General features: G+C 45.4%; 19 protein-coding genes. 1 reads left to right on the top strand and 18 read right to left on the bottom strand.

The genetic code is table 11. From position 1 onward, the window contains the following. Positions 1-25 precede the first annotated feature (25 nt). The 4 genes from brxC to BV910_RS00615 are packed head-to-tail and all read right to left on the bottom strand — an operon-like array spanning position 26 to position 5,017. Entirely contained in the window at positions 26-3,589 is a 3,564-nt protein-coding gene (gene brxC, locus BV910_RS00630; RefSeq protein ID WP_078145973.1) for a BREX system P-loop protein BrxC, read from the bottom strand. Between the two features lie 11 nt (positions 3,590-3,600). Beyond that, positions 3,601-4,149 carry a BREX protein BrxB domain-containing protein gene (locus BV910_RS00625; protein WP_078145972.1) on the bottom strand — a complete coding sequence of 183 codons (549 nt, stop codon included), beginning with the start codon at positions 4,147-4,149 and terminating at the stop codon, positions 3,601-3,603. Next, complete coding sequence (locus tag BV910_RS00620; protein WP_078145971.1) at positions 4,146-4,748, bottom strand: DUF1819 family protein; 603 nt, start codon at positions 4,746-4,748, stop codon at positions 4,146-4,148. The genes BV910_RS00625 and BV910_RS00620 overlap by 4 nt, the downstream gene beginning before the upstream one ends. Positions 4,749-4,771: 23 nt before the next feature. Further along, positions 4,772-5,017: a TIGR04540 family protein gene (locus BV910_RS00615; RefSeq protein WP_078145970.1), complete on the bottom strand. Its 246-nt coding sequence runs from the start codon at positions 5,015-5,017 to the stop codon at positions 4,772-4,774. A gap of 237 nt (positions 5,018-5,254) precedes the next feature. Here BV910_RS00615 and BV910_RS00610 point away from each other — a divergent pair, with 237 nt between their 5' ends. Next, positions 5,255-6,103 carry an IS30 family transposase gene (locus BV910_RS00610; protein WP_078145969.1) on the top strand — a complete coding sequence of 283 codons (849 nt, stop codon included), beginning with the start codon at positions 5,255-5,257 and terminating at the stop codon, positions 6,101-6,103. Here the strand turns inward: BV910_RS00610 and BV910_RS00605 are convergent. The 14 genes from BV910_RS00605 to BV910_RS00540 all read right to left on the bottom strand — a co-directional run bounded on the left by BV910_RS00605 (position 6,095) and on the right by BV910_RS00540 (position 20,765). After that, on the bottom strand, positions 6,095-6,856 hold the full coding sequence (locus BV910_RS00605) for a hypothetical protein (protein ID WP_078145968.1): 762 nt from the start codon (positions 6,854-6,856) through the stop codon (positions 6,095-6,097). The two genes, BV910_RS00610 and BV910_RS00605, sit on opposite strands and share 9 nt — an antisense overlap. 368 nt (positions 6,857-7,224) lie before the next feature. Beyond that, a complete protein-coding gene (locus BV910_RS00600; RefSeq protein ID WP_143404738.1) occupies positions 7,225-7,566 on the bottom strand; it encodes a hypothetical protein in 342 nt (113 codons plus the stop codon). Positions 7,567-7,767: 201 nt separating this feature from the next. Further along, the gene (gene rlmH, locus BV910_RS00595) at positions 7,768-8,247 is read right to left on the bottom strand and encodes a 23S rRNA (pseudouridine(1915)-N(3))-methyltransferase RlmH (protein WP_074034007.1); all 480 of its coding nucleotides are present in this window, start codon (positions 8,245-8,247) and stop codon (positions 7,768-7,770) included. Positions 8,248-8,330: 83 nt separating this feature from the next. Beyond that, the gene (locus BV910_RS00590; RefSeq protein WP_015880243.1) at positions 8,331-8,492 is read right to left on the bottom strand and encodes a CxxH/CxxC protein; all 162 of its coding nucleotides are present in this window, start codon (positions 8,490-8,492) and stop codon (positions 8,331-8,333) included. A 37-nt stretch (positions 8,493-8,529) separates the two neighbouring features. Beyond that, a complete protein-coding gene (locus BV910_RS00585) occupies positions 8,530-9,789 on the bottom strand; it encodes a S1C family serine protease (RefSeq protein WP_078145966.1) in 1,260 nt (419 codons plus the stop codon). 51 nt (positions 9,790-9,840) lie between these two features. After that, positions 9,841-10,632 carry an MBL fold metallo-hydrolase gene (locus BV910_RS00580; protein WP_015880241.1) on the bottom strand — a complete coding sequence of 264 codons (792 nt, stop codon included), beginning with the start codon at positions 10,630-10,632 and terminating at the stop codon, positions 9,841-9,843. Positions 10,633-10,645: 13 nt separating this feature from the next. Continuing rightward, a complete protein-coding gene (locus tag BV910_RS00575; protein WP_078145965.1) occupies positions 10,646-11,470 on the bottom strand; it encodes a two-component system regulatory protein YycI in 825 nt (274 codons plus the stop codon). Beyond that, the gene (gene yycH / locus BV910_RS00570) at positions 11,457-12,839 is read right to left on the bottom strand and encodes a two-component system activity regulator YycH (RefSeq protein ID WP_078145964.1); all 1,383 of its coding nucleotides are present in this window, start codon (positions 12,837-12,839) and stop codon (positions 11,457-11,459) included. Before yycH ends, BV910_RS00575 begins: the two co-directional genes overlap by 14 nt. Beyond that, positions 12,839-14,680 carry a cell wall metabolism sensor histidine kinase WalK gene (gene walK, locus BV910_RS00565; RefSeq protein WP_078145963.1) on the bottom strand — a complete coding sequence of 614 codons (1,842 nt, stop codon included), beginning with the start codon at positions 14,678-14,680 and terminating at the stop codon, positions 12,839-12,841. The genes yycH and walK overlap by 1 nt, the downstream gene beginning before the upstream one ends. Before the next feature lie 3 nt (positions 14,681-14,683). Next, positions 14,684-15,394, bottom strand: a complete 711-nt coding sequence (gene yycF / locus BV910_RS00560; RefSeq protein ID WP_015880237.1) for a response regulator YycF — start codon at positions 15,392-15,394, stop codon at positions 14,684-14,686. 121 nt (positions 15,395-15,515) lie between these two features. Next, positions 15,516-16,805 carry an adenylosuccinate synthase gene (locus BV910_RS00555; protein WP_078145962.1) on the bottom strand — a complete coding sequence of 430 codons (1,290 nt, stop codon included), beginning with the start codon at positions 16,803-16,805 and terminating at the stop codon, positions 15,516-15,518. A gap of 158 nt (positions 16,806-16,963) precedes the next feature. Beyond that, a complete protein-coding gene (dnaB, locus tag BV910_RS00550; protein ID WP_015880235.1) occupies positions 16,964-18,316 on the bottom strand; it encodes a replicative DNA helicase in 1,353 nt (450 codons plus the stop codon). A 17-nt stretch (positions 18,317-18,333) separates the two neighbouring features. Continuing rightward, positions 18,334-18,777, bottom strand: coding sequence for a 50S ribosomal protein L9 (rplI, locus tag BV910_RS00545; RefSeq protein WP_015880234.1), 444 nt, complete (start codon positions 18,775-18,777; stop codon positions 18,334-18,336). Next, entirely contained in the window at positions 18,774-20,765 is a 1,992-nt protein-coding gene (locus BV910_RS00540) for a DHH family phosphoesterase (protein ID WP_078145961.1), read from the bottom strand. Before BV910_RS00540 ends, rplI begins: the two co-directional genes overlap by 4 nt. Positions 20,766-20,800 lie beyond the last annotated feature (35 nt).

Here is a 20,800-nt window from a genome sequence, read left to right as displayed (position 1 = left end):
GGCAGATAATTATCCGCCCCAAGATTTATGATTTCACGAAATAGTGTGTTTGTAATTCTTTTAATAGACTGTTCTTCAAGGATTCAATAGCACGCTCTAAGTCTTCTTCGGACTCAATTGTATCTAACTGACTAAAGAAAGAGGTATACAATTCTTGCTCTGTTATTTTCTTCGGTTTTCTCTTAACTGTATCTGGGTCATCTATTAAATCATTGAACATCTGGCGTGCTTTTGCTTTTGTTGCTTCAACAAGCTCACTAAGCTGTTGTTGATTGATTCGTGTGCTAGATATACGTTCACTCTTCTTAATTTTTTCATATAGTAAATTGGCTTGATTTTTTCTTGATTGAATATATTCTAAAATGCTTTCAGATTGACGATATTGATCTATTAAGTTTTCAAGTTGCTTCAATGATTTTTCTGATTGGACCATTACCGCCTGTTTTTGTTTATTAGTTTCTTCCTGAATCAGATTCTTCAGAACATCTGTCAACTTAGGTAATTGACTAATTTCCTTTGTAGGTTCTTCCTGTAGTAAAATGTGTTTCATTCGTTGAGCTGTTTCTTCTAATTCTTCATTATGGATGATTTCTAAGTCTTGCTTATGGTCTTTTAGAGCTTGAACCGCTTCGTCAAATTTAACAATAGGATTTCCTTCATAGAATCCTTGAAGTATTTCTAAAATGTCATACCAATTTTCTATATCATCTTCATATTGAATAAACATACGACAGAATTGTTCGGGATCACGGATAGCTAGTAATTTTTGAGTACCATTTACAATTGTTCGTATATCACTTTCACCTGGGTATGGATACTCACTTGTTGGATCTTGTTGACGTCTTCTCCCTCGAATCTTTTCAATTGGTTGAACAAATTCTTCGTCAATCTTTTCGCGTATAACTTCTTCATAAGCATCATACGTGTCATATGTTTGTGTATTCGAAAAGAAATCACGAACTAATGCAATAAGCTCTTGTTTAACTTGATAATCCATTTCAACTATTGGTAAAACAACAATACGATCACGTTCTGAAACCTTTTCTAGTCGATCATAGAATTGATGGGAATTAGGGTTGAAGAGTTCTCCCGCATAAGTAAAACGAACTTTTCCCGCGTTCATTAATCCCATTAGAATACCAATGGTATCCTGTTCCTCCCATCCATATGGAACAGCCTTATATTTTTGAATGACCTGTTTCAATGTTCGCTGGTCATGGGATCGTTCAAGTTCCTCTACAAAGTGCTTGACTTCATCTATAGCATTTTTGTTTAAGTCACTAAATAAGCTTTGTTGACCTAGATTCTCTGCAACTTGCATCCACTCATTTTTACTATTTTTAAATGAAATTGGCTCCTCAATATAGTGAAATTTTGTAAATGTGTTGCGAATCAGCATATCCATAGCTTGGTTAACTTTACTTTCAAAAGCCCCATTAAAATCACGACGTTGACCTTGGATATAAAATTCTGCCTTCTCACACGCTTTATTTAATAATTCTTCTGCCTTATCTGCATATTCATCAACTTCAGCAATTTTCGCGTCAAAGATTCTCTTCTGCTGCTGGCTAGTCGTGCTTGACTGTTTACGACGTACATAGCTATCCACTTGTTGAATATAGGCTAAAGCACTTTCTGCTTCAGCGACAAGGTCTTTGTCTAAAAGAATAATTAAATGGCCAGAGTTAGCTTGTAACGCTGCTTCTGAATCAGTCATGCCTTCAGAGAACACTTGCATCGTTAATTCATGATTCATCTGACCTTTCACGTAATTATCAAATCGTTTATTGTAATCAAAGTGTTTAGTTTGTTCTTTATACTTATATTCATACTTGGTATGGCGATACATCACATTAAAAAAGAGGTTACCTAACCGTTCTTTAACAGCAGCAGTATTATATTCTTCTACCCGTATTTCACGATTAATTTCTTGCTCTTCATCTGATAAGAATGAGTATGACCCATCTGCATGTTGTTCAATGAACATTGCCATTTGAAGTCGGTTCAAGGATTCTTTTATGCGATACTCTAAAGGTTGGCGTTCATCATACACGGTTTCAACCATAAGGGTTGCGATATTACTAGGTGTGGATTTTATATCATCAATCCCTTTGATTAGATAAAGCACTTGCAAAACCTTCACGTCATATTCTTCTAAACCTTCATTATTTCTCGCTCGATCCTGAGCTCTTGTTATTGTACTGGTGATTGACGATTCTAAATAATCACGTATCGAAGGATAAAATTCCGCCATGGTTACCATATTATCGATAGGTTCCTCAGCATTTAATTGTGCTGCTTCCTGAAATGCTTTAAGTAATGAACGTTCACCACGTGAAGTGTGCTGTCCACCTTCTCCTAAATTACGAATTTTCGTGAAGATCTTTTGTAATAACTCTACTTGATAAGGAACAAAAGGATAAAATGATACAAATTCTTCAATTGAACGATACCCTGAACGTAATTGTGTATTCTGCTTATCAAATGCTAAACGGTTATGGATTAATTTTCCTTCTTGATCATGAATCGTTTTTAATGTATCTGCACCAACGTCTTCTTTTTCTAAAAGACGTTTTTTGATAACTTCATCTGTATTCGCACTAGATAAATTGATTTTTGTTTCAAATCGTCCTTGGATTTTTGAAAAGTCTTTCGTACTATCAAGATCTGAAACAGTTGCTTCTAGTTTTTCTTGTGATGTTACAACTACCCATGCTTGACCTTGACATAAGTCTCCAAGTTTTTCCGTTATCGTTTGCAAGTTAAGCATTAAACTCGTATTATTACCGATATACTGACCTACTTCATCTGCAAGAAATACAATTCGATAATCCGGGCCTTGTTTTTTACAATAATCTGCTACTAATTCAGCTACTCGCTGTGCGTCAATAGAGAACCATTCTCTACTCATGTCAAAGAACGTTTCTGCTGTATCTTGATCATAGCCGACGGATTCAAGTGCTTGTATAACCTTTCTCTTACGTAATAATATTTTTAATCGAAATTCTTCCCATGGCTTGCCGTGTTGGTCGTAAATGGCTTGCTTAAATGATTCATAATTTCCGTCATCATCTAATTGACGTTCCATTTCAGCAACCCACAATGTATCTGAATAACCTAAATGATTATTAAACACTCGTAAGAAAACTTCAATTATACGTTCTTTCTCTGCATCTTTAGAAGAGGATGTTGATCTTGAATCAATATTAAATAACAAGGCATCTGTTCTTTTTGCAGATACTTCTTCCATCATGTTAAGCAACTCTGGATTCTTTGTTTTATCTTTGAAGTAATCTGCAGGTGTTCTACCTGAAATCGTTTGGTTATGTAACAAATAAGACAAGATTTTTAAAAAGTGAGACTTACCGGATCCAAAGAAACCTGATATCCAAACCCCAACTTTAGTTGATGGCTGATTATAAACGGCAAGATAATTACGGTAAAAACGTTCTAAGTAATGTTCGCTTTCTTCTGTTAATACATACTCATCCAATTCATTTTCAATTGTTTTTTCATCCATTTGTTCAGCTTGAACAACGTTATTAATTGGACGGAATATATCTTTTAAAAATAAATCTTTAATTTTCATGTCCCTACCCCCTAAGAAATACGTGATAATTGATAGTCATCTTCATAGTCAAGAATGCCAAATAATTTTAATCGCAATCCTGTAAATTCACCTGGATAGAATAATACGATTGGTTTTTTATAACCTTTACTAGAGACGGCTTTAAGTAATTGACTCGACCGCAAAAATGGATGCGCAGAACCAACCCCAGTAATAAAAATAAGATCCCCATTTTCTGTTATGTCTTTAAATTGTTGAATCATTGTATTGCTTTCATTTAATATCGGTTCGAATACATCAATCAAACCTTGTAATCCTTCCTCTTCTTCCATTTCAAATAGTTCTTCCAACTCATCTTCATCAAAAAATGAAAGGAGAAATTCAAATAAATTTACTTCTTTGATATCCATTTTGGTTCGTTTCAACATGTTCTTTATGTACACACGAACTTGTAATTCATCTTCAGGAGGATAGTCTAAGACAAAATGAGGAATGTCACTTCCAATCCCTCTTGGTTTTGTAAAGCTATCTTGTAGAATTCGCTTTTCCATTTGTTCTAATCGTTCATACGTCGATTTCATTCTTCATTCACCTTTTCTAGAATTGTAAAAGAATATAATAGAGGAGCATTCTGCTCAGCATATGTTTTTAATGACTGACTCATATATATCGGTTTAACTTGGTACTTTGTTGGTTCAATCTTATCAATCATCTTTGAATCCCTGAAAAACAATACCAATGAACTAACAAGTCGCTTGATCGTTTCGGGTCTCCAACGACTGACTTTTTCACTTACATCAGCTTTCCCTTCAAAGAAATAGTGAAAGTCATTACTATATAGAGACTCCTGCTGTTCATACTTAAATACAATAACTTCTAAGTAAAACTCTAATGGTATTCGATATACTTTTAAAAATGAGTATAGTGTCAATGCCTTCCGATCATAGTCGCTTGCGTTTAAAAAGTGTTTCTTCATTTCATCGTCAAGGACAGCTGCTCGATTGTAGACCATATTAAAGCGATTTTTAATACTTACTGGGCTCCTTAACTGAAATGAATTTTGCTCCATTACTTCATCTAATATTTCTTTTTTCACTTTTCCTTGTGACATGAGCTTTAAAACAACTTCAATCTCATTTTCAGACCATTTTTCCTTCGTAAATCCTGCGGAATATTCCATATATATTCCTTCACCTTACCTTCTTAAATGACGTTAGTTTGATTAAGAACTTGATCAACGACTTCAAGCCTTCTCTTTCCACATTGTTGACGAATAATGGTTGTATACTTACCGTTTTTAACAAATTTGCTCGCATTAGTAATATACAGCTTTTGAATCAATTCAATCATTTTCGTTTCGTCTATCTCGTCATTCCAATATTTATCTATTACAAAATTAATCGATCCCGCTAAATCTCTCTGTGTTTTCTGAAATAGTTTAACTTCCACGGAAGCCACCTCAATACTCTTACTTTTTTTATACTTTATCTTTATTTTATCTCTAGTACTTTAGTAACTCAATAGGGATGGGAAAAATATACAAAAATTTCTGGCAGCTCCACGTTTTATATATGATGAATTATAAAATTAAGTGCAACACCCAAAAGTGAACACAAAAAAAGCCCATGACGCTTTCCTCGTGTAGAATGAAGTCACCACAACACACATTCAGACGGAGGAAATCGCATGAGCTACACCCATCTTACCACAACGGAACGCGTGAAAATAGAGACGTATCTGGAGCTTGGGATGTCCATCCGGTCCATCGCGAGACGGCTCGGGCGACAGCCCTCGACCGTCTCGCGAGAGATCAGACGGAACCCCGACTATGTGGCTGAACGTGCCCAGAAACGCTACGAGAAGGCGAAGACCAACTGTGGCGCCAAGACGAAACTCGACGACACGATGCGCCGGACGATCGTCGAGAAGCTGCGTGCGACCTGGTCCCCGGAACAGATCGTGGGACGGCTCTTCAACGGAAAGCTCGCCTTCTCCACCATCTACCGTTGGATCTATGCGGGACGAATCGACGTGCCCCTGACCGTGCTCCGCCAGAAAGGGAAACGTCAAAAACCGACCGAGACGCGCGGACGCATCAACGTCGGACTCCCCATCTCGCAACGACCGCCAGAGGTCAAGGGGCGCCGGACGTTCGGGCACTGGAAGCTCGACACCGTCGTCTCCGGACGAGGGAAGTCGAAGGCGTGCGTCGCGACGTTCATCGAGCGGAAGAGCCGGTTCTATCTCGCCCTGCCGATCGCGGACCGCACCGCGGCCTCGATGGAGGGGGCGATCCATGCGGTGCACGGCGCCTTCCCGGATGGCACGTTCGAGACGGCGACGACGGACCGGGGCAAGGAGTTCAGTGGTCACGAGCGCATCCAGGCGTCGCTCGGCGTGCCGATGTATTTCGCCGACCCATACTCATCGTGGCAACGGGGGAGCAACGAGAACGCCAACGGGCGACCGAGAAAATGCCTGAACTGGAAAACCGCACACGAGGCCTTCACCGAGGAAGTGTTGCGCTTAATTTGACAAACCGTCCTTTAAATATATCTCACCATTAATCCCAAGAAATCGTTTACTTAATACACTTTTTATTTGATTCACCTGATTAACACTGTTCAGTTCGTTAAATTCTCTTGAGTTGAAATAGTCAAACAATGCTTGCTGATACAAACTAAATTCCGATTCGAATTTTCTTCTTATACTAAGGGCAATATCCATTTGATGATCAAAATTTATCTTAGAGATGGGCAACAAAGCTAAATTAATCAAAGTTCTAATATGTTCATCTTTCTTTCTAAGTACTCTGAATAAGTCTTCAAAATGACGAATAAGATAATTCCTTTCACTATTCATTAAAATCTGATTCCAATTTGTTATCCCTCCACTAAATCGCAAACAGAATTTAATTGTTTCTTCTATTATTAAATGATTACCATCTTGAAAAACTTCTTCAATATGTGTAGTCAAATAGGACTTGATGTTCAAATCAACGCTCTTAGCGTCAATTTTCTTAGTGTCTAGGTCTGCATACAATTTTTCTAATGCTTCAAGAATAGACTCATTTTCAATCAAAGATATTAGCTCTTTGTATTCCAAAATCACTCGTAACTTTAGTAAATTTTTATAGTATTCAATACTTCGATTATTGTTTTCTATAATTTTTACTAACCTTTTGCCAAAGCTACCATCCAAATTAATATCTTTTATCAGTAACATCAGCTGATCTTTAGTAACCCCATCTTGCGGACCATAGTATTGCATAGAATATTTTTCTAACATTATGCTCCCCCATGTCGACATTTATTAATAATTTTGTTTCAATAAAACTGCTAATAGACAACCTACTTGTGATGTAGTCGAATCGATATGAGTTTTATAATTTGTGCTATATAAACCGAACCTTATGAAAAAGTCTCAATTTTATACAATTAATGAATTAGCTTTTTAAGCTATACTTTCCTTCTATATTTAAGGGAAATATTCAGGGGCCTAAAACATAAGTCACGTAACAGGAGATATAGGCGGCTTTAATTAAATAGAAATGCATTTAATCATTTAATCGCATGATGAATAAAATCCGTTTTAAATACATATTTTGATGTTCAGGATTGATTTCACCTTATCAGATAAGGCACCCCATTGCGTTATTATGCAATGCTCAACAACAATGAAAAAGGCGAAAATGACCCGTCAGGATCATCTTCGCCTTTGCCTGAAAAAAAGCGTATGACTTCTTCGTTCAAATTGATTCGAATGGTCTCAATTTGGCGACTTGCGTCAATCGTGATTTCTTCGAATAAGATACGCACTAAGCGCTTCTGTTGCTCCACGGTTAGGACTTCGTCATACAGCCTCATGAAGTTTCTGAGCAAGCCTTCTACGATATTAGTGTCCACTTTCAGGCGGTCATGCTCACGAAGTTGCCGTATAATCTGGGATAGCTCATTCTTCATCGTCTCGGTGTCGAGTCTTGTTCCTTCTACAGCCAAGCATTAATGAATCCCAGGACGGTTCACGACGTCCTTCCCACTAATCCCTCGGCCCACTAACTCCTCAACGAGTTCAAAGCCTCTTTCTTCGCATACTTGACGAAGTTTTTAATTGTGTATGGATCGAACACCCCCGTCAAAGCTGGATTTTCACATCCGACTTTAATAGGGCTTTTTTATGATAATTTTCATAAACCTCATTTATTTATGGTACGGTTCATTCCGATTAATCCGATACGCCCGATAAATCTGCTCACACAATACGAGCTTCATGAGTTGATGGGGGAATGTCATCTTCGAGAACGAAATCGTATCATCCGCTCGTTTCATCACATCATCCGACAGACCAAGCGATCCTCCGATGACGAAGGCGATTTTACTCTTTCCATACGTCGCGAGTTGATCGAGTTCACGAGCGAACTCTTCACTCGTCCGCTGCTTTCCTTGAATCGCTAAGGCGATGACGTGCGTATCTGGGGATATCTTCGCCAAAATCCGCTCGCCTTCCTTTTGTTTTACTAGTAACATATCTGCCTCACTCAAATGCTCGGGTGCTTTTTCGTCTGAAACCTCGATTTCCTGCACTTTTGCGTAGGCGGAAAGCCGCTTTGTATACTCGGCAATTCCTTGTTTTAAATATTTTTCTTTCAGTTTGCCGACCGTGATAATTGAAATATTCATCCAATTCTTCCTTTTTCCACAGTTTTTTTGGAGTTATCCATAGGGTTATCCACAGAGTTATCCACAAATCCACATGTTGATAATTAGTTTTTGCTTGACACAATATATGTTGCATCGGCTTCACAGAACTCACATGTCACGTGTTCACTTGTGGATAATTCCTCTAGCAACGGGTATTCCCCTGTTTCATCCACAATGATGTCTAAAGCGATTTCAACATGTTCCTTGCATACTTTTTTTTCCACAGTTTTTCCTCCTTAAAAAAGAAGCGTCGCCGCTTCTTTATGTTGCTTCAGTTAATGTCGCCTCGGTTTCGCTTGCTTCCCCGCGACGTAAATACTCAATGGAGATTGTATCACCGACCGTCGCGTCCCGATACAACGCATCGCGTAAATCGACGTATCGTTTGATCTCCCGGTCTCCGATTTTCGTGATGACATCTCCAACACGTAGTCCCGCTTCTTCAGCCGGACTACCCGGTGTCACTTCTTCGACGAAGACACCGTCTTCCTGGTCGAAGGAGATTCCATACTCTTCTCGGACGTTTCCGGGTACAGCGATGACTTCCTGAATCGTGACACCGAGCTGTGCCCGCGTCACTTTGCCGTCGCGTTCTAACATGTCAATGACCGGTAGCGCCACGTTGACGGGAATGGAGAATCCAACCCCTTCTACGCTCGCCTCGGCGATTTTCATCGAATTGATTCCGACGAGCTCTCCACGAATGTTGATGAGGGCACCACCCGAATTCCCCGGGTTGATGGCCGCATCCGTCTGAATGACTTCCGCGTTATAATCCATTAAGCCGTCGCTGTTCGTATCGACCGGCACCGTCCGCTCGACACCACTGACGATACCACGGGTGACCGAGTTTGAGAAGACACCAAGCGGATTTCCGATGGCCATGACGGTCTCGCCAGCTTGGAGAACGGTGGAGTCCCCGAGGACAATCGGCTCCACATCGATGTTTTTTGGTAACTCGACCTCAGCGACAGCCAAGTCGTTGAGCGGGTCTTCGCCTAAAATGGTTGCCGATGCGATTTGACCATCGGAAAAGGCGATGTTGACCTCGTCCGCTTCTTCGATGACATGGAAGTTCGTGACGATATAGGCCGTGTTTCCTTCTACTTTATAGATGACACCGGATCCGGCACCCGCCTCCCATTGCGAGTCAGAGGTGAACGCACGCTGGATATTGGTGATGCTGACGACGGACGGCTTCGCCCCAAGGACAGCGGTCGTGACGTCCGATTCGGTGACGGTGACGGCCTGTTCGGTCCGCGTCAGTTCATTCGTCACAAAACGAGAGGTCGGCGAATCCCAGAGCATCACGATGACAAAAAACAAAGCCGCTCCTAAGAATCCGCCAACCCCTCCGAGTAACAACGGTTTTATATTTGGTCTCGGCTTATGGCGTACGTGCTCCTCTTGCTTCGGTCGCCATTCGCTCCGAGACGGATACGTCGATTTCTCTTCTGTTGCTTCGTGTACTTCAGGTTCGACGTCTTGAGGTTCATACTCATGGTGTCTCTCTTCGTTCACGACGCGTCCCCCCTTCAAGACAGTGTGATACCTGTCTTTTCCCAAGTTTCCTTATAAAGAAACGAGTGAAGTGGGAATTGTCGGGTCCGTATCGCACAATTTGATTCGACCTAAATCGACGTCTCGCATGCCGAGTGTTTGCGAGACGCTCATCTGTGCGAGCTCTTTCATATTGTTGTCTTTACTTAAATGGGCCAAATAGATCCGTTTCGTGCGGTCACCGATGACCTCACTCATCGCGATGGCTGCATCCTCGTTCGAGACGTGGCCATAGTCGCCGAGGATCCGTCGTTTGACACTCCATGGATAACGCCCCATCTGCAACATCGAGACGTCATGGTTCGACTCAAAGATGAAGTCGTCCGCTCCACGGATGATCCCTTTCATCCGGTCCGAGACATAACCCGTGTCGGTGATATGGGCTAATCGTTTCCCGTCATGGGCAAACTGATAAAACATCGGGTCTGCCGCATCATGGCTCACGTTGAACGTCTCGATTTCGATATCCCCGAACTGTTTCACATCTCCGACTTCGATTTGAAACTTCAAGGCAGGATCAATCTTTCCAATCAGTGATTCCATCGCCGCCCATGTCTTCGCATTCGCATAAATCGGTAAATTATACTTACGTGCTAATATCCCGACACCTTTAATATGGTCGGAGTGCTCATGGGTGACGAGCAGTGCGTCGATTCCGTCAAATGACCGACCGATGGCTTCGATGCGCTGTTGCATCGCTTTTCCGGTCAATCCGGCATCGACGAGCAGCTTCGTCCGTTCCGTCTCGATATAGAGGGCGTTTCCGGTCGACCCGCTCGCTAACACACTATACTGTAAAGTCACGCAATCACTCCTTTCATTCTTTCGTTTCAAACTCCACGTGCTCGACTGTTCCATCGATTGCATTGACGAAGTAGACCTGATCATCAATTCCAATCGACCAAAGCGGTGGCATGATGATCAAACTGCCAGAGCTGTCGAGCGGTAAACTGTAAAATCCGGTATTGATGGCCCGCATCTCCTGGTTCGGTTGGAAGTACTTCCGAGACGCGAGTTGTGAGATGGCTTCACTGGCCGTCAACACGAGGTCATCTTGCGTTTTTGAGGAGAGGTCTTTTAAATGACGCTGTTTATAATCCGTCACTTCGAACGACTCGTTCAACTGAATGAGGATGAGGGAAGGACCGATGTACATTTCCGTGCCACCCTCGACTTCAGGTGCTGAAAAAATCTTGTTGTCCTCGAATGTTTGTACGAAAGCAACCTGTCTCGTTTTTTCATCGTAGCGCCAGTAGGCGTACTCGTTTCCAAATGGAACATATTCCGCCACAAACGTCGAAGCGGTCGTCCGCAAATCCTTCGCATCGAGCGGGACGGGTTGTTTCAACTCGACTTCGAGTTGCATGTTGTCGAGCGTCGTCGCGAGCTGCGCCTCCCGATTTTTCGTGATCATTGCAGCTGACATCTCTTCAGATGAACCCGTCAAATAGCCGATATCTCGACCCATCCGTGGCAATTTTGCCGGATCGACGTTCCGCTGGTCTAAAATCTGCGTGATCGAGGTGTTGTCATTCGTCACGACTTCGGTCGCCCATGTTTCCGTCAGCAATTGAAACAACAGATAGATGTTCAAGGCGAGGAAGGCGAAGATTAAAATCGTTTTCGCTTTACTCCAATCCACGATACATCATCCTTTCTGTCCAATCGTCTCCTTGATTGTATGGGACCCAACGGCCCGCCTCACGCACGAACCAGTTCGGTGAAAACGTCACATAGCGGCTTGTGTCCTCGTTATATTCGATCTCATAACCGATTCGAATCTCGGTCACGTTCTCAAATCGTCCGGAGTTGATGAGCGTACCGAGTACCTCATCCGCCTCAGCCAACTGTGTCGTGCCGACTGTGATCAGGCGATCGATTTCCAAGTGGTTACGTGTGATTGACCGGACCTGGGCCCCGTCGTTTTCCACACGTAATGTGGATAAGTCGATGGCATCGTTGTTGATAAACGCCTCACGCTGACTGAAGACGGGATACCCTTTCACGTGAAAACGGAACACGGTCGTTTCAAATCCTTTATTGGCCGGTGTGATGGCATCGAATCGAAGGGACAGCCCTTGATTCTCAGACGCTTCATCGACCCATCCCCCGTGGAAGTTCACGAATTCCACAATGGAATCTAACCCGATTGCTGTATCACGCTCGGTGCTATTCCGAGACAGGTTTCGATAGCGACTGGCGTTCAGTTTCGCATCATATTCCGCCACACTGACACCGTTCGTCAACGCCCCGACCGAGCTTGCCGGGTCGACTTCTTGAACGTTCGGGTCACCTGGGAAGAACGTATCTCGCATCCAGTCGAGACGAGTGTCGATTTGAATCGACGACACGTCATACGCGAACAACTCATTCATCTCAGGTCCGACGACCGGGATATAATTCACGCGTTCATCCGTATACGTCACGCGCTTCATCGTTCGACTCGAGTTTTTTAAGAAAAGACTGTTCACATCGCCGTTTCCGACTTTCGTCAACTTCCCTTCCCAAATGGACTGGTCGCTCATGATGGCGCGGATGTTGAACGCACTGTCATCCATATAGATGAGGATTCGCTGTGGAATCTTCCCGGACAGACTATACGTTCCCGGAAGCATATAGCTGAGCGTGTCCGCATAGTAGGCCTCCGGTAAGATCAACTCCAGTCCCTCGTTGATATCCGTATAGAAACTCGGGACGTTTTTCACAGCGAGCGGCTTGAACTCACTCGCTTCAAACGAATCCCGAATGACACGCATCAGTTGCTTCGGTGTATTCTTTGAAGCGAACACAGCATTGTTGTCATGCACGACCGCTTGAACGGGAATGATGACCTGGTCCGCTCGACGCTGCAATGACTCGTCCACCGTCGTGAGTTGCGTCTCAGATTGGACGGCCTGATACGTGGGATGGTAGTCCCACAAGATGATGGTTTGAACAATCGACGTGACGATTAACGTGAGCAAAATGAACGACTTCCACAGTTCCGGCTTTGCAATCGTAAACCGTTTCATCAATCATTCACCTCCACAATCGTATCGAACGGGATCGTGAAGTAAATCGTTGTACCTCTTCCAAATTCACTCTCTGCCCAGATGTCGCCACCGTGAGCAGATACAACTTCTTTGGCAATCGATAGACCGAGTCCTGTACCACCGATGTTACGCGCCCGCGCCTTATCGACACGATAGAAACGTTCGAAAATTTTCTTTAAGTTCGACTTCGGAATCCCGACCCCTTCATCCTTGATGCCGATGACGAGGCGTTTCGCCCGAAGCATCGTCCGGAACGTAATCGTCCCGCCTTCTGGTGAGAACTTGATGGCGTTCGTGATGATGTTGTCGATGACTTGAGTCATCTTATCTTGATCGGCATGCACGTAGACGCGACGCTTCATCAGTTTGCGACGGAATTGAATCGCATCCCCTTTCGTCATCTCATGACGGTCGATGATGTCGTTAAAGAACTGCACGAAGTCGAACTTCACTTTTTGCATCTTATATTCTTTACTGTCCATCTTCGAGAGCTGCAACAAGTCATTGACGAGGCGAATCATCCGCTCCGTCTCGTTTTGTGCCGTTTCTAAGAAACGTGGCGCCAATTCCTCATCCTGATAAGCACCTTCTGCAAGAACCTCCAAGTAACTACGCATCGTCGTGAGCGGCGTCCGCAATTCATGACTGACGTTCGCAACGAATTCACGGCGGTCCTGTTCGACCTGTTCTTGTTCCGTGACGTCATGCAGGACGACGATGAGACCTGTGATTGGTCCGCTATGTTTTTGAATCGGTGAGAAATAGGCACGAACGAGGAACAATTCTTCGTCCGTACTGAGGTCAATCAGTTTTGTCGGCATCGTGCCGTCTTCTGGAATGACGATTTCCTCTTCGAATGCGAGGAGACTTTGTAAGTTCGTCCCCATCGCCTCTTCTTCAGCGACTCCGATCATGTCGCGTGCCTGGTCGTTCATCAAGATGACCCGTAGCGATCGGTCAGTCGCGACCACACCGTCCGACATGTTCTCGAGGACACTCGTCAAGCGGCGTCGTTCGGCTTCCGTTGTCGCGTTCGCCTCCATCAACTCATCCGTCAATTCGTTGAACGCATACGCAAGTTGACCGACCTCGTCATCCGAATACACTTTAACTTTCCGCGAGAAGTTCCCTTTCCGCATCTCGACGGCCTGCCTCCGCATATCGGCAATCGGTCGCGTGATGGTTCGAGATAAAAGGATTCCGAGGAACGAGGTGATGATGAGTGCGATCAACGTCCCCGTTGCGAGGATGCGTGTCACTTGTTCCATCTGGTTGTAGATGGACTTCATCGATGCCTCGATATAGATCATCCCGGTCGTCGTGCCGTCCACTTCCGACTTGATTGGAACGGCGACGACGCGCATTCGGTCATTTGAATCTTCATAGACGAGCGTCTCTTGCGCTCCGCCTGTCGCGAATGACTTTTGAATGAACGTGCTCGCTGTCCGTTGTCCGACGAGACTTTGATTATTTTGGTTCGAGGTCGCCCGGACGACACTGTTCGTGTCGATGATTTGGACTTCTCGAATGTCGTCAGCTAGCGTCGTGCTCTCTGTAAATTCAGACAGCAGCTGATCCAGTAACTGGTTCAACTGCTGGTCCGTGGTCGAGTCACTCTCGTTCGCGGCAGTCCCCTCACTGATGTTGTAGCTCAGTAGGTTCGCTCGGTCGACAAGTGACTGCGAGAAGTTGTTGATGTACTGCCGTTCCAAAGAACGCACAAAGTACACGCCGATGACTTGCATCGCAACGAGAATGAGCAGCGCATAGATGACGACGAGCTTCCACTGGATTGATTTAAAGAAGTTCGTCCGTTTCATCGTTTAATCTTCTTCTCCTGCCTTCAAATAATACCCGACGCCGCGACGCGTAATAATATACGTCGGAGTCGACGGGTTGTCCTCTACTTTTTCACGAAGACGACGCACCGTGACGTCCACGGTACGCACATCACCGAAGTAATCATAGCCCCATACCGTTTGGAGCAAGTGCTCCCGCGTCATCACTTGCCCGATGTTTTGGGCGAGGTAATGAATCAATTCGAACTCGCGATGTGTCAATTCGATCTTCTCATCCCGTTTCGTCACCATGTACGAATCGGGATGAATCGTCAAGTCGCCGATCACGATATCGTTCGCGTTGGCTCCTTTTGCTTCTGGCGCCGGTGCTGTCGCATGACGTCGCATGTTCGCTTTGACACGGGCTAACAATTCACGTGAGCTGAACGGCTTTGTGACGTAATCGTCTGCGCCGAGCTCTAGTCCGAGTACTTTGTCGATCTCGGAATCTTTTGCCGTCAACATGATGATCGGCATATCGTATTTCTTCCGCACCTCACGGCATACTTCCATGCCGTCTTTGAGCGGAAGCATGATGTCGAGCAAGATGAGATCCGGTTGAATCTCTTCTACTTTGACGAGCGCTTCTTCGCCGTCATAGGCGACATGCACCTGGTAACCTTCTTTTTCAAGTTTAAACTTCAATATATCTGCGATTGGTTGTTCGTCATCTACCACTAAAATCGTACGATCCATTCAGTGAGTCCTCCTCTTATCATTAAACGTACATGCCTACATTGTAACTCTTTTTAAACCGCTTAGAAAGCGTGGTCCATTTCCGTGGAAATAGAAAAAGAGAGCCCGATGGCTCCCTTTCTTATGCTTCGTAAATATCACGCAAGATGACCGTCTGTTCACGAGCCGGTCCGACCGAGAAAGTCAACAACTCGATTCCTGTCAATTCCTCGATGCGACGCACGTAACGCTGTGCGTTCTCCGGAAGGTCTTCAAAGCGACGAACCCCTGTGATATCCTCTGTCCAGCCAGGCAGCTCTTCGTATACCGGTACACACTTCTCAAGGACGCGGAAGTTCGGTGGATACTCGTCAAGATGCTTTCCTTCATACTCATACGATGTACAAATCTTGAGCGTCTCAAGACCTGTCAGCACATCGATTGAGTTGAGGCAAAGATCTGTGATCCCACTGACGCGGCGTGAGTGACGCACGACGACCGAGTCGAACCAGCCGACACGACGCGGACGACCTGTTGTCGTTCCATATTCTTTCCCGACTTCACGGATTGTATGACCGATCTCATCGTCGAGCTCTGTCGGGAACGGACCGTCACCGACGCGTGACGTATATGCTTTACAGACACCAACCACGTGATGAATCTTCGATGGCCCGATTCCGGCACCACTCGATACGCCGCCTGATGCAGCATTCGACGATGTGACGAACGGATACGTTCCATGGTCGATATCGAGAAGGACCCCTTGAGCCCCTTCAAAGAGAACTTTTTTCTCTTCGTCGAGCGCATCGTTCAACACGACCGATGTATCACACACGTATTTCGCGAACTGTTGACCATACGCGTAGTATTCTTCAAAGATGTCATCGAACTCGATTGGATCGACCTCGTACATTTTCACGAACATGCGATTTTTTAGTTCAAGTACAGTCTTTAGCTTCTCCGCAAACACTTCTTTGTCGAGAAGGTCGGCGATGCGAATACCGATACGTGCCGCCTTGTCCATATACGCTGGACCGATTCCTTTCAGAGTCGTACCGACTTTCGCGTCACCTTTCGCCTCTTCTTCGAGACGATCTTGAAGCTGGTGGTACGGCAAGATGATATGCGCCCGGTTCGAGATCCGAAGGTTATCCGTGCTCACACCCCGTTCATGTAAGTAAGCGAGTTCTGTCACGAGTGATTTCGGGTTGACGACCATCCCGTTCCCGATGACACACGTCTTATCCGAATAGAAAATCCCAGACGGAATGAGGTGAAGTTTATATTTCGTATCATTGAAGACGATCGTGTGACCAGCGTTGTCTCCCCCTTGATAACGCGCGACGACTTCGGCTTGTTTCGATAAGAAATCGGTGATCTTCCCTTTCCCTTCATCGCCCCACTGCGTTCCCACTACGACTACTGATGACATAATGAATCCTCCTTATTAATCAACGTTCTGTTCAAACCATCCGTAAGTGTACACTTGAAAAGCAAGAAAGTCAATTGAATACCGAACGTTTTATATAAGATGTAACTATTCGTTCGTTATTTTGATCTAATCCTATACAAAAAAAGACACCACCGACGTTACATCGGTGGTGCGAAGGCTTGCGTCTCCATATTGACGAACTTGTTGTACTCTTTCCTGAAGGAGAGCTTGACCGTACCGGTCGGACCGTTACGTTGTTTCGCAATGATGATTTCAATCGTATTGGCGTCTTCACTCTCTTTATCGTAATAGTCATCACGATAGAGGAAGGCGACGATATCGGCATCCTGCTCGATTGCTCCCGATTCACGGATATCGGACATCATCGGTCGCTTGTCTTGACGACTCTCTACGCCACGTGAGAGCTGAGACAAGGCGATGACCGGTACTTGTAGTTCCCGTGCGATTGCTTTGAGCGTACGTGAGATTTCCGATACTTCCTGTTGGCGGTTCTCGCCCGGTTTCCCGTTCCCGACGATGAGCTGTAAGTAGTCAATCATGATCATCCCGAGACCATGTTCCTGCTTCAATCGGCGACATTTGGCTCGGATTTCGTTGACCCGAAGACCCGGCGTATCGTCGATATAGATGCCCGCTTGGGAGAGCGACGACATCGCAAGGGAGAGACGACCCCAGTCTTCCGCTTCAAGACGACCGGTCCGGAGGCGCTGGGCATCGATGTTCCCTTCCGCACACAACATACGCATGACGAGTTGCTCGGCACCCATCTCCAAACTGAAGATGGCGACGTTCTCACCCGTACGGACCGCGACGTTTTGCGAGATGTTCAAGGCGAACGCGGTCTTCCCGACAGATGGACGGGCGGCCACGATAATCAAATCGTTTCGTTGGAAACCGGCCGTCATCTTATCCAAATCCGTGAACCCGGTCGCAATCCCGGTGATTTCACCGCTCGACTGATGCAGCTTTTCAATCGTCGAGTACGCATCGGATAAGACAGAACCAATCGGGTGGAAGCTCGATTGTCCTTTTCGTTGCGATACTTTTAGAATATTTCGCTCGGCATCAGATAAAACAGAATCCACCTCGTCTTGACGCTCATAACCATCCGAGACAATGTTGGTCGCAGTTCGAATCAGGCGACGGAGTGCCGCCTTTTGGTCGACGACGTTCAAGTAATAGCCGATGTTCCCGATGGCGGGAACGGATTCCGCGACCTCCGCCAAATAGTTGAGGCCCCCGATTTCGTCCAAAATCCCTTGCGCCTGTAACTCGGAACTGAGCGTGACCAAGTCGACGAGCTCGCCTCGGTCATTGATCTTTAGCATCGCTTCAAAGATGCGTTGGTGGCTGACACGATAAAAGTCGTCCGGGTCGACACGCTCTGAGGCCGTAATCAACCGATCCGAATCAAGGATGATTGCCCCTAAGACGGCTTGCTCCGCTTCCACGCTATGCGGTGGTGTATTGACTTGAATCGCATCACTCATCCGTCTCTACCTCACCTTCAAGCTTCTTGTACATGTACATTCAACGTCGCGACGACGTCATGGTGCAACTTCACTGGCACTTTCGTGAAACCGAGCGCCTTGATCGGATGCTCGAGTTCAATTTTACGCTTATCGATTTTGTAACCCATCGATTTAAGGGCATCCGCGATTTGCTTGCTCGTGACCGAACCGAACACGCGACCGCCTTCACCGGCTTTTGTCGTGACAGCAATCGTCTCTTTTTCAAGCTTCTCTTTGAGTCGTTTCGCTTCGTTCAACTCTTCTTCTGCTGCTTCTTCGGCACGACGTTCTTTCGCCGCGAATGCTTTCAGGTTTCCTGGTGTCGCTTCCACTGCTAAGTTCTTCTTGAACAAGACGTTTTTAGCGTAAGCATCGGCCACGTTTTTCACTTCTCCAGCTTTCCCTTGTCCTTTTACATCTACTTTCAAAATGACTTTCATTCTAATTCCTCTCCTTCAGTTTCATCTGTTAAATAATGATCGATTGCCTCTTTCAACATGACGTTCGCTTGTTCGCGACTCACTTCAAGTTGCGTCGCTGCATTCGTCAAATGGCCACCGCCACCGAGCATTTCCATGATGACCTGGACATTGACGTCGCCGAGCGACCGCGCGCTGATTCCCGTACGTCCGTCCGGTAAGACGGCGATGACGAACGAGGCTTTGACGCCTTCCATATTCAGCAACTGGTCTGCAGACTGAGCGATCAACACTTGATGGTGTGCCTCGTCGTCAGGAGCGACCGCAATCGCCATGCCATCTGCATACATTTCGGTGTTTCTCAAAATCTGAGACTGCTCGATATAAGCATCGAGGTCTTGTCTCATGAAGTGCTGTACGAGAACCGTGTCAGCACCTTGAACTCGCAAGAAGGATGCCGCATCAAACGTACGGGATCCCGTACGGAGCGTAAATCCTTTCGTATCGACCATGATCCCCGCGAGAAGTGACGTCGCCTCTAAAATCGAGAGCTTTCGGCTTCCCGCCTGATACTCAATCAATTCTGTGACGAGCTCACTCGTTGATGATGCGTAAGGCTCCATATACACGAGAACCGGATCTTCGATAAACTCTTCCCCGCGACGATGGTGGTCGATGACGACGACCTGCTCCGACCGATCCAAAATGTCTTTTGAAATGACGAGGGACGGACGGTGTGTATCGACGACGACGAGTAATGTCTGTTCATCGATGAGTGGCTGTGCCTCATACTCGGTCAGGAATTGGCTGTATAACGAGTCATCGTTCTCTACTTCATGGACGAGCCGCTGAATGCCGACACTCGTCTCACCGGATGGAATGACGACAAACGCCTCGCGTCCGACAAACTCGGCCAATTTCATGACACCGATGGAAGCGCCGAGCGAGTCCATATCTGGATTCTTATGTCCCATCACAAGGACACGGCTCGATTCCCGAATGAGGTCACGCATCGAGTTCGAGATGACACGTGCCCGGACACGCGTTCGCTTCTCGGTCGGATTTGTCTTCCCACCGAAGAAACGAACTTTCCCATTATGACGCTTAACGACTGCCTGGTCACCACCACGGCCAAGTCCTAAATCTAGACTCGACTGAGAGAGATTACCGAGCTCAGTCAATGTCGTTTCACCGCACCCAATCCCGATTGATAACGTCAACGGGATTCGTTGTTCCTTCGTCGCATCACGCACTTCATCTAAGATCGAAAAGCGGTTGTTTTCAAGTTCAGATAGCGTCCGTTCATTCATGACGAGGAAAAAGCGGTCCGCAGCTGTACGACGCATGTAGATATGATGCCGCTGCGCCCATTGATTGAGGAGCACCGTCACCCGACGATTGACTTCACTACGGACCTGTTCATCCACCGCAGTCGACATCTCGTCATAGTTATCTAAATACAAAATGCCGATAACCGTCTGTGTTTGAACATACTTTTGTTCCATCTCCGCTTCTTCGGTCATATCAAATAAATAGAGGGTTTGATGGATTTGATTGTAATAGACACGATAGACACGGTCACCTACTTCAATCGTGGCTTCATCCTCTTCTTCTTCAATCAATTCATCGAAGGCGGAATGGAGCGCATCAAGCGGTATTCCAATCGCCATATCGAGTTCGAAAATCAATCGTGATTGTTCGTTATACCAACTGATCCGTCGGTCCTGGTCAAAGACTAAAATCCCAATCGGCATCGTCGTCAATGCTTCTTTTCCGACCTCTTCGATTTGATGAGAGAGAGAGAGGACATACTGTTCCCAATTTTTACGCTCCCGTCGCATCGTCACTTGCTGATAGATGAAAAAAATCAGCGTGCCCATAAACAGGGTGATTGCCGCCACAATGTTGTAGAACGCCAATCCTAACGAGACAAGGAATCCAATCACGTATGGAATCATGTGCCGCGCGTATTGGTTCTTCACGGATGTTAATGCTTCACCACTGTGCATGTATGCCTCCTAAAATGAGTAATGTTCACCCATGG

This window comes from Exiguobacterium sp. HVEsp1, assembly GCF_002009685.1.
Lineage (GTDB): Bacteria > Bacillota > Bacilli > Exiguobacteriales > Exiguobacteriaceae > Exiguobacterium > Exiguobacterium profundum.
The sequence above is the reverse complement of the archived record's forward strand: the minus strand, read 5'-3'. Positions and strand labels throughout refer to the sequence as shown.

Excerpts from the sequence above, each read along its gene's own strand:
- brxC (WP_078145973.1), bottom strand. The coding sequence starts at position 3,589 with ATGAAAATTAAAGATTTATTTTTAAAAGATATATTCCGTCCAATTAAT.
- BV910_RS00625 (WP_078145972.1), bottom strand. The coding sequence starts at position 4,149 with ATGAAATCGACGTATGAACGATTAGAACAAATGGAAAAGCGAATTCTA.
- BV910_RS00620 (WP_078145971.1), bottom strand. The coding sequence starts at position 4,748 with ATGGAATATTCCGCAGGATTTACGAAGGAAAAATGGTCTGAAAATGAG.
- BV910_RS00610 (WP_078145969.1), top strand. The coding sequence starts at position 5,255 with ATGAGCTACACCCATCTTACCACAACGGAACGCGTGAAAATAGAGACG.
- BV910_RS00605 (WP_078145968.1), bottom strand. The coding sequence starts at position 6,856 with ATGTTAGAAAAATATTCTATGCAATACTATGGTCCGCAAGATGGGGTT.
- rlmH (WP_074034007.1), bottom strand. The coding sequence starts at position 8,247 with ATGAATATTTCAATTATCACGGTCGGCAAACTGAAAGAAAAATATTTA.
- yycH (WP_078145964.1), bottom strand. The coding sequence starts at position 12,839 with ATGAAACGGTTTACGATTGCAAAGCCGGAACTGTGGAAGTCGTTCATT.
- walK (WP_078145963.1), bottom strand. The coding sequence starts at position 14,680 with ATGAAACGGACGAACTTCTTTAAATCAATCCAGTGGAAGCTCGTCGTC.
- yycF (WP_015880237.1), bottom strand. The coding sequence starts at position 15,394 with ATGGATCGTACGATTTTAGTGGTAGATGACGAACAACCAATCGCAGAT.
- BV910_RS00555 (WP_078145962.1), bottom strand. The coding sequence starts at position 16,805 with ATGTCATCAGTAGTCGTAGTGGGAACGCAGTGGGGCGATGAAGGGAAA.
- dnaB (WP_015880235.1), bottom strand. The coding sequence starts at position 18,316 with ATGAGTGATGCGATTCAAGTCAATACACCACCGCATAGCGTGGAAGCG.
- rplI (WP_015880234.1), bottom strand. The coding sequence starts at position 18,777 with ATGAAAGTCATTTTGAAAGTAGATGTAAAAGGACAAGGGAAAGCTGGA.
- BV910_RS00540 (WP_078145961.1), bottom strand. The coding sequence starts at position 20,765 with ATGCACAGTGGTGAAGCATTAACATCCGTGAAGAACCAATACGCGCGG.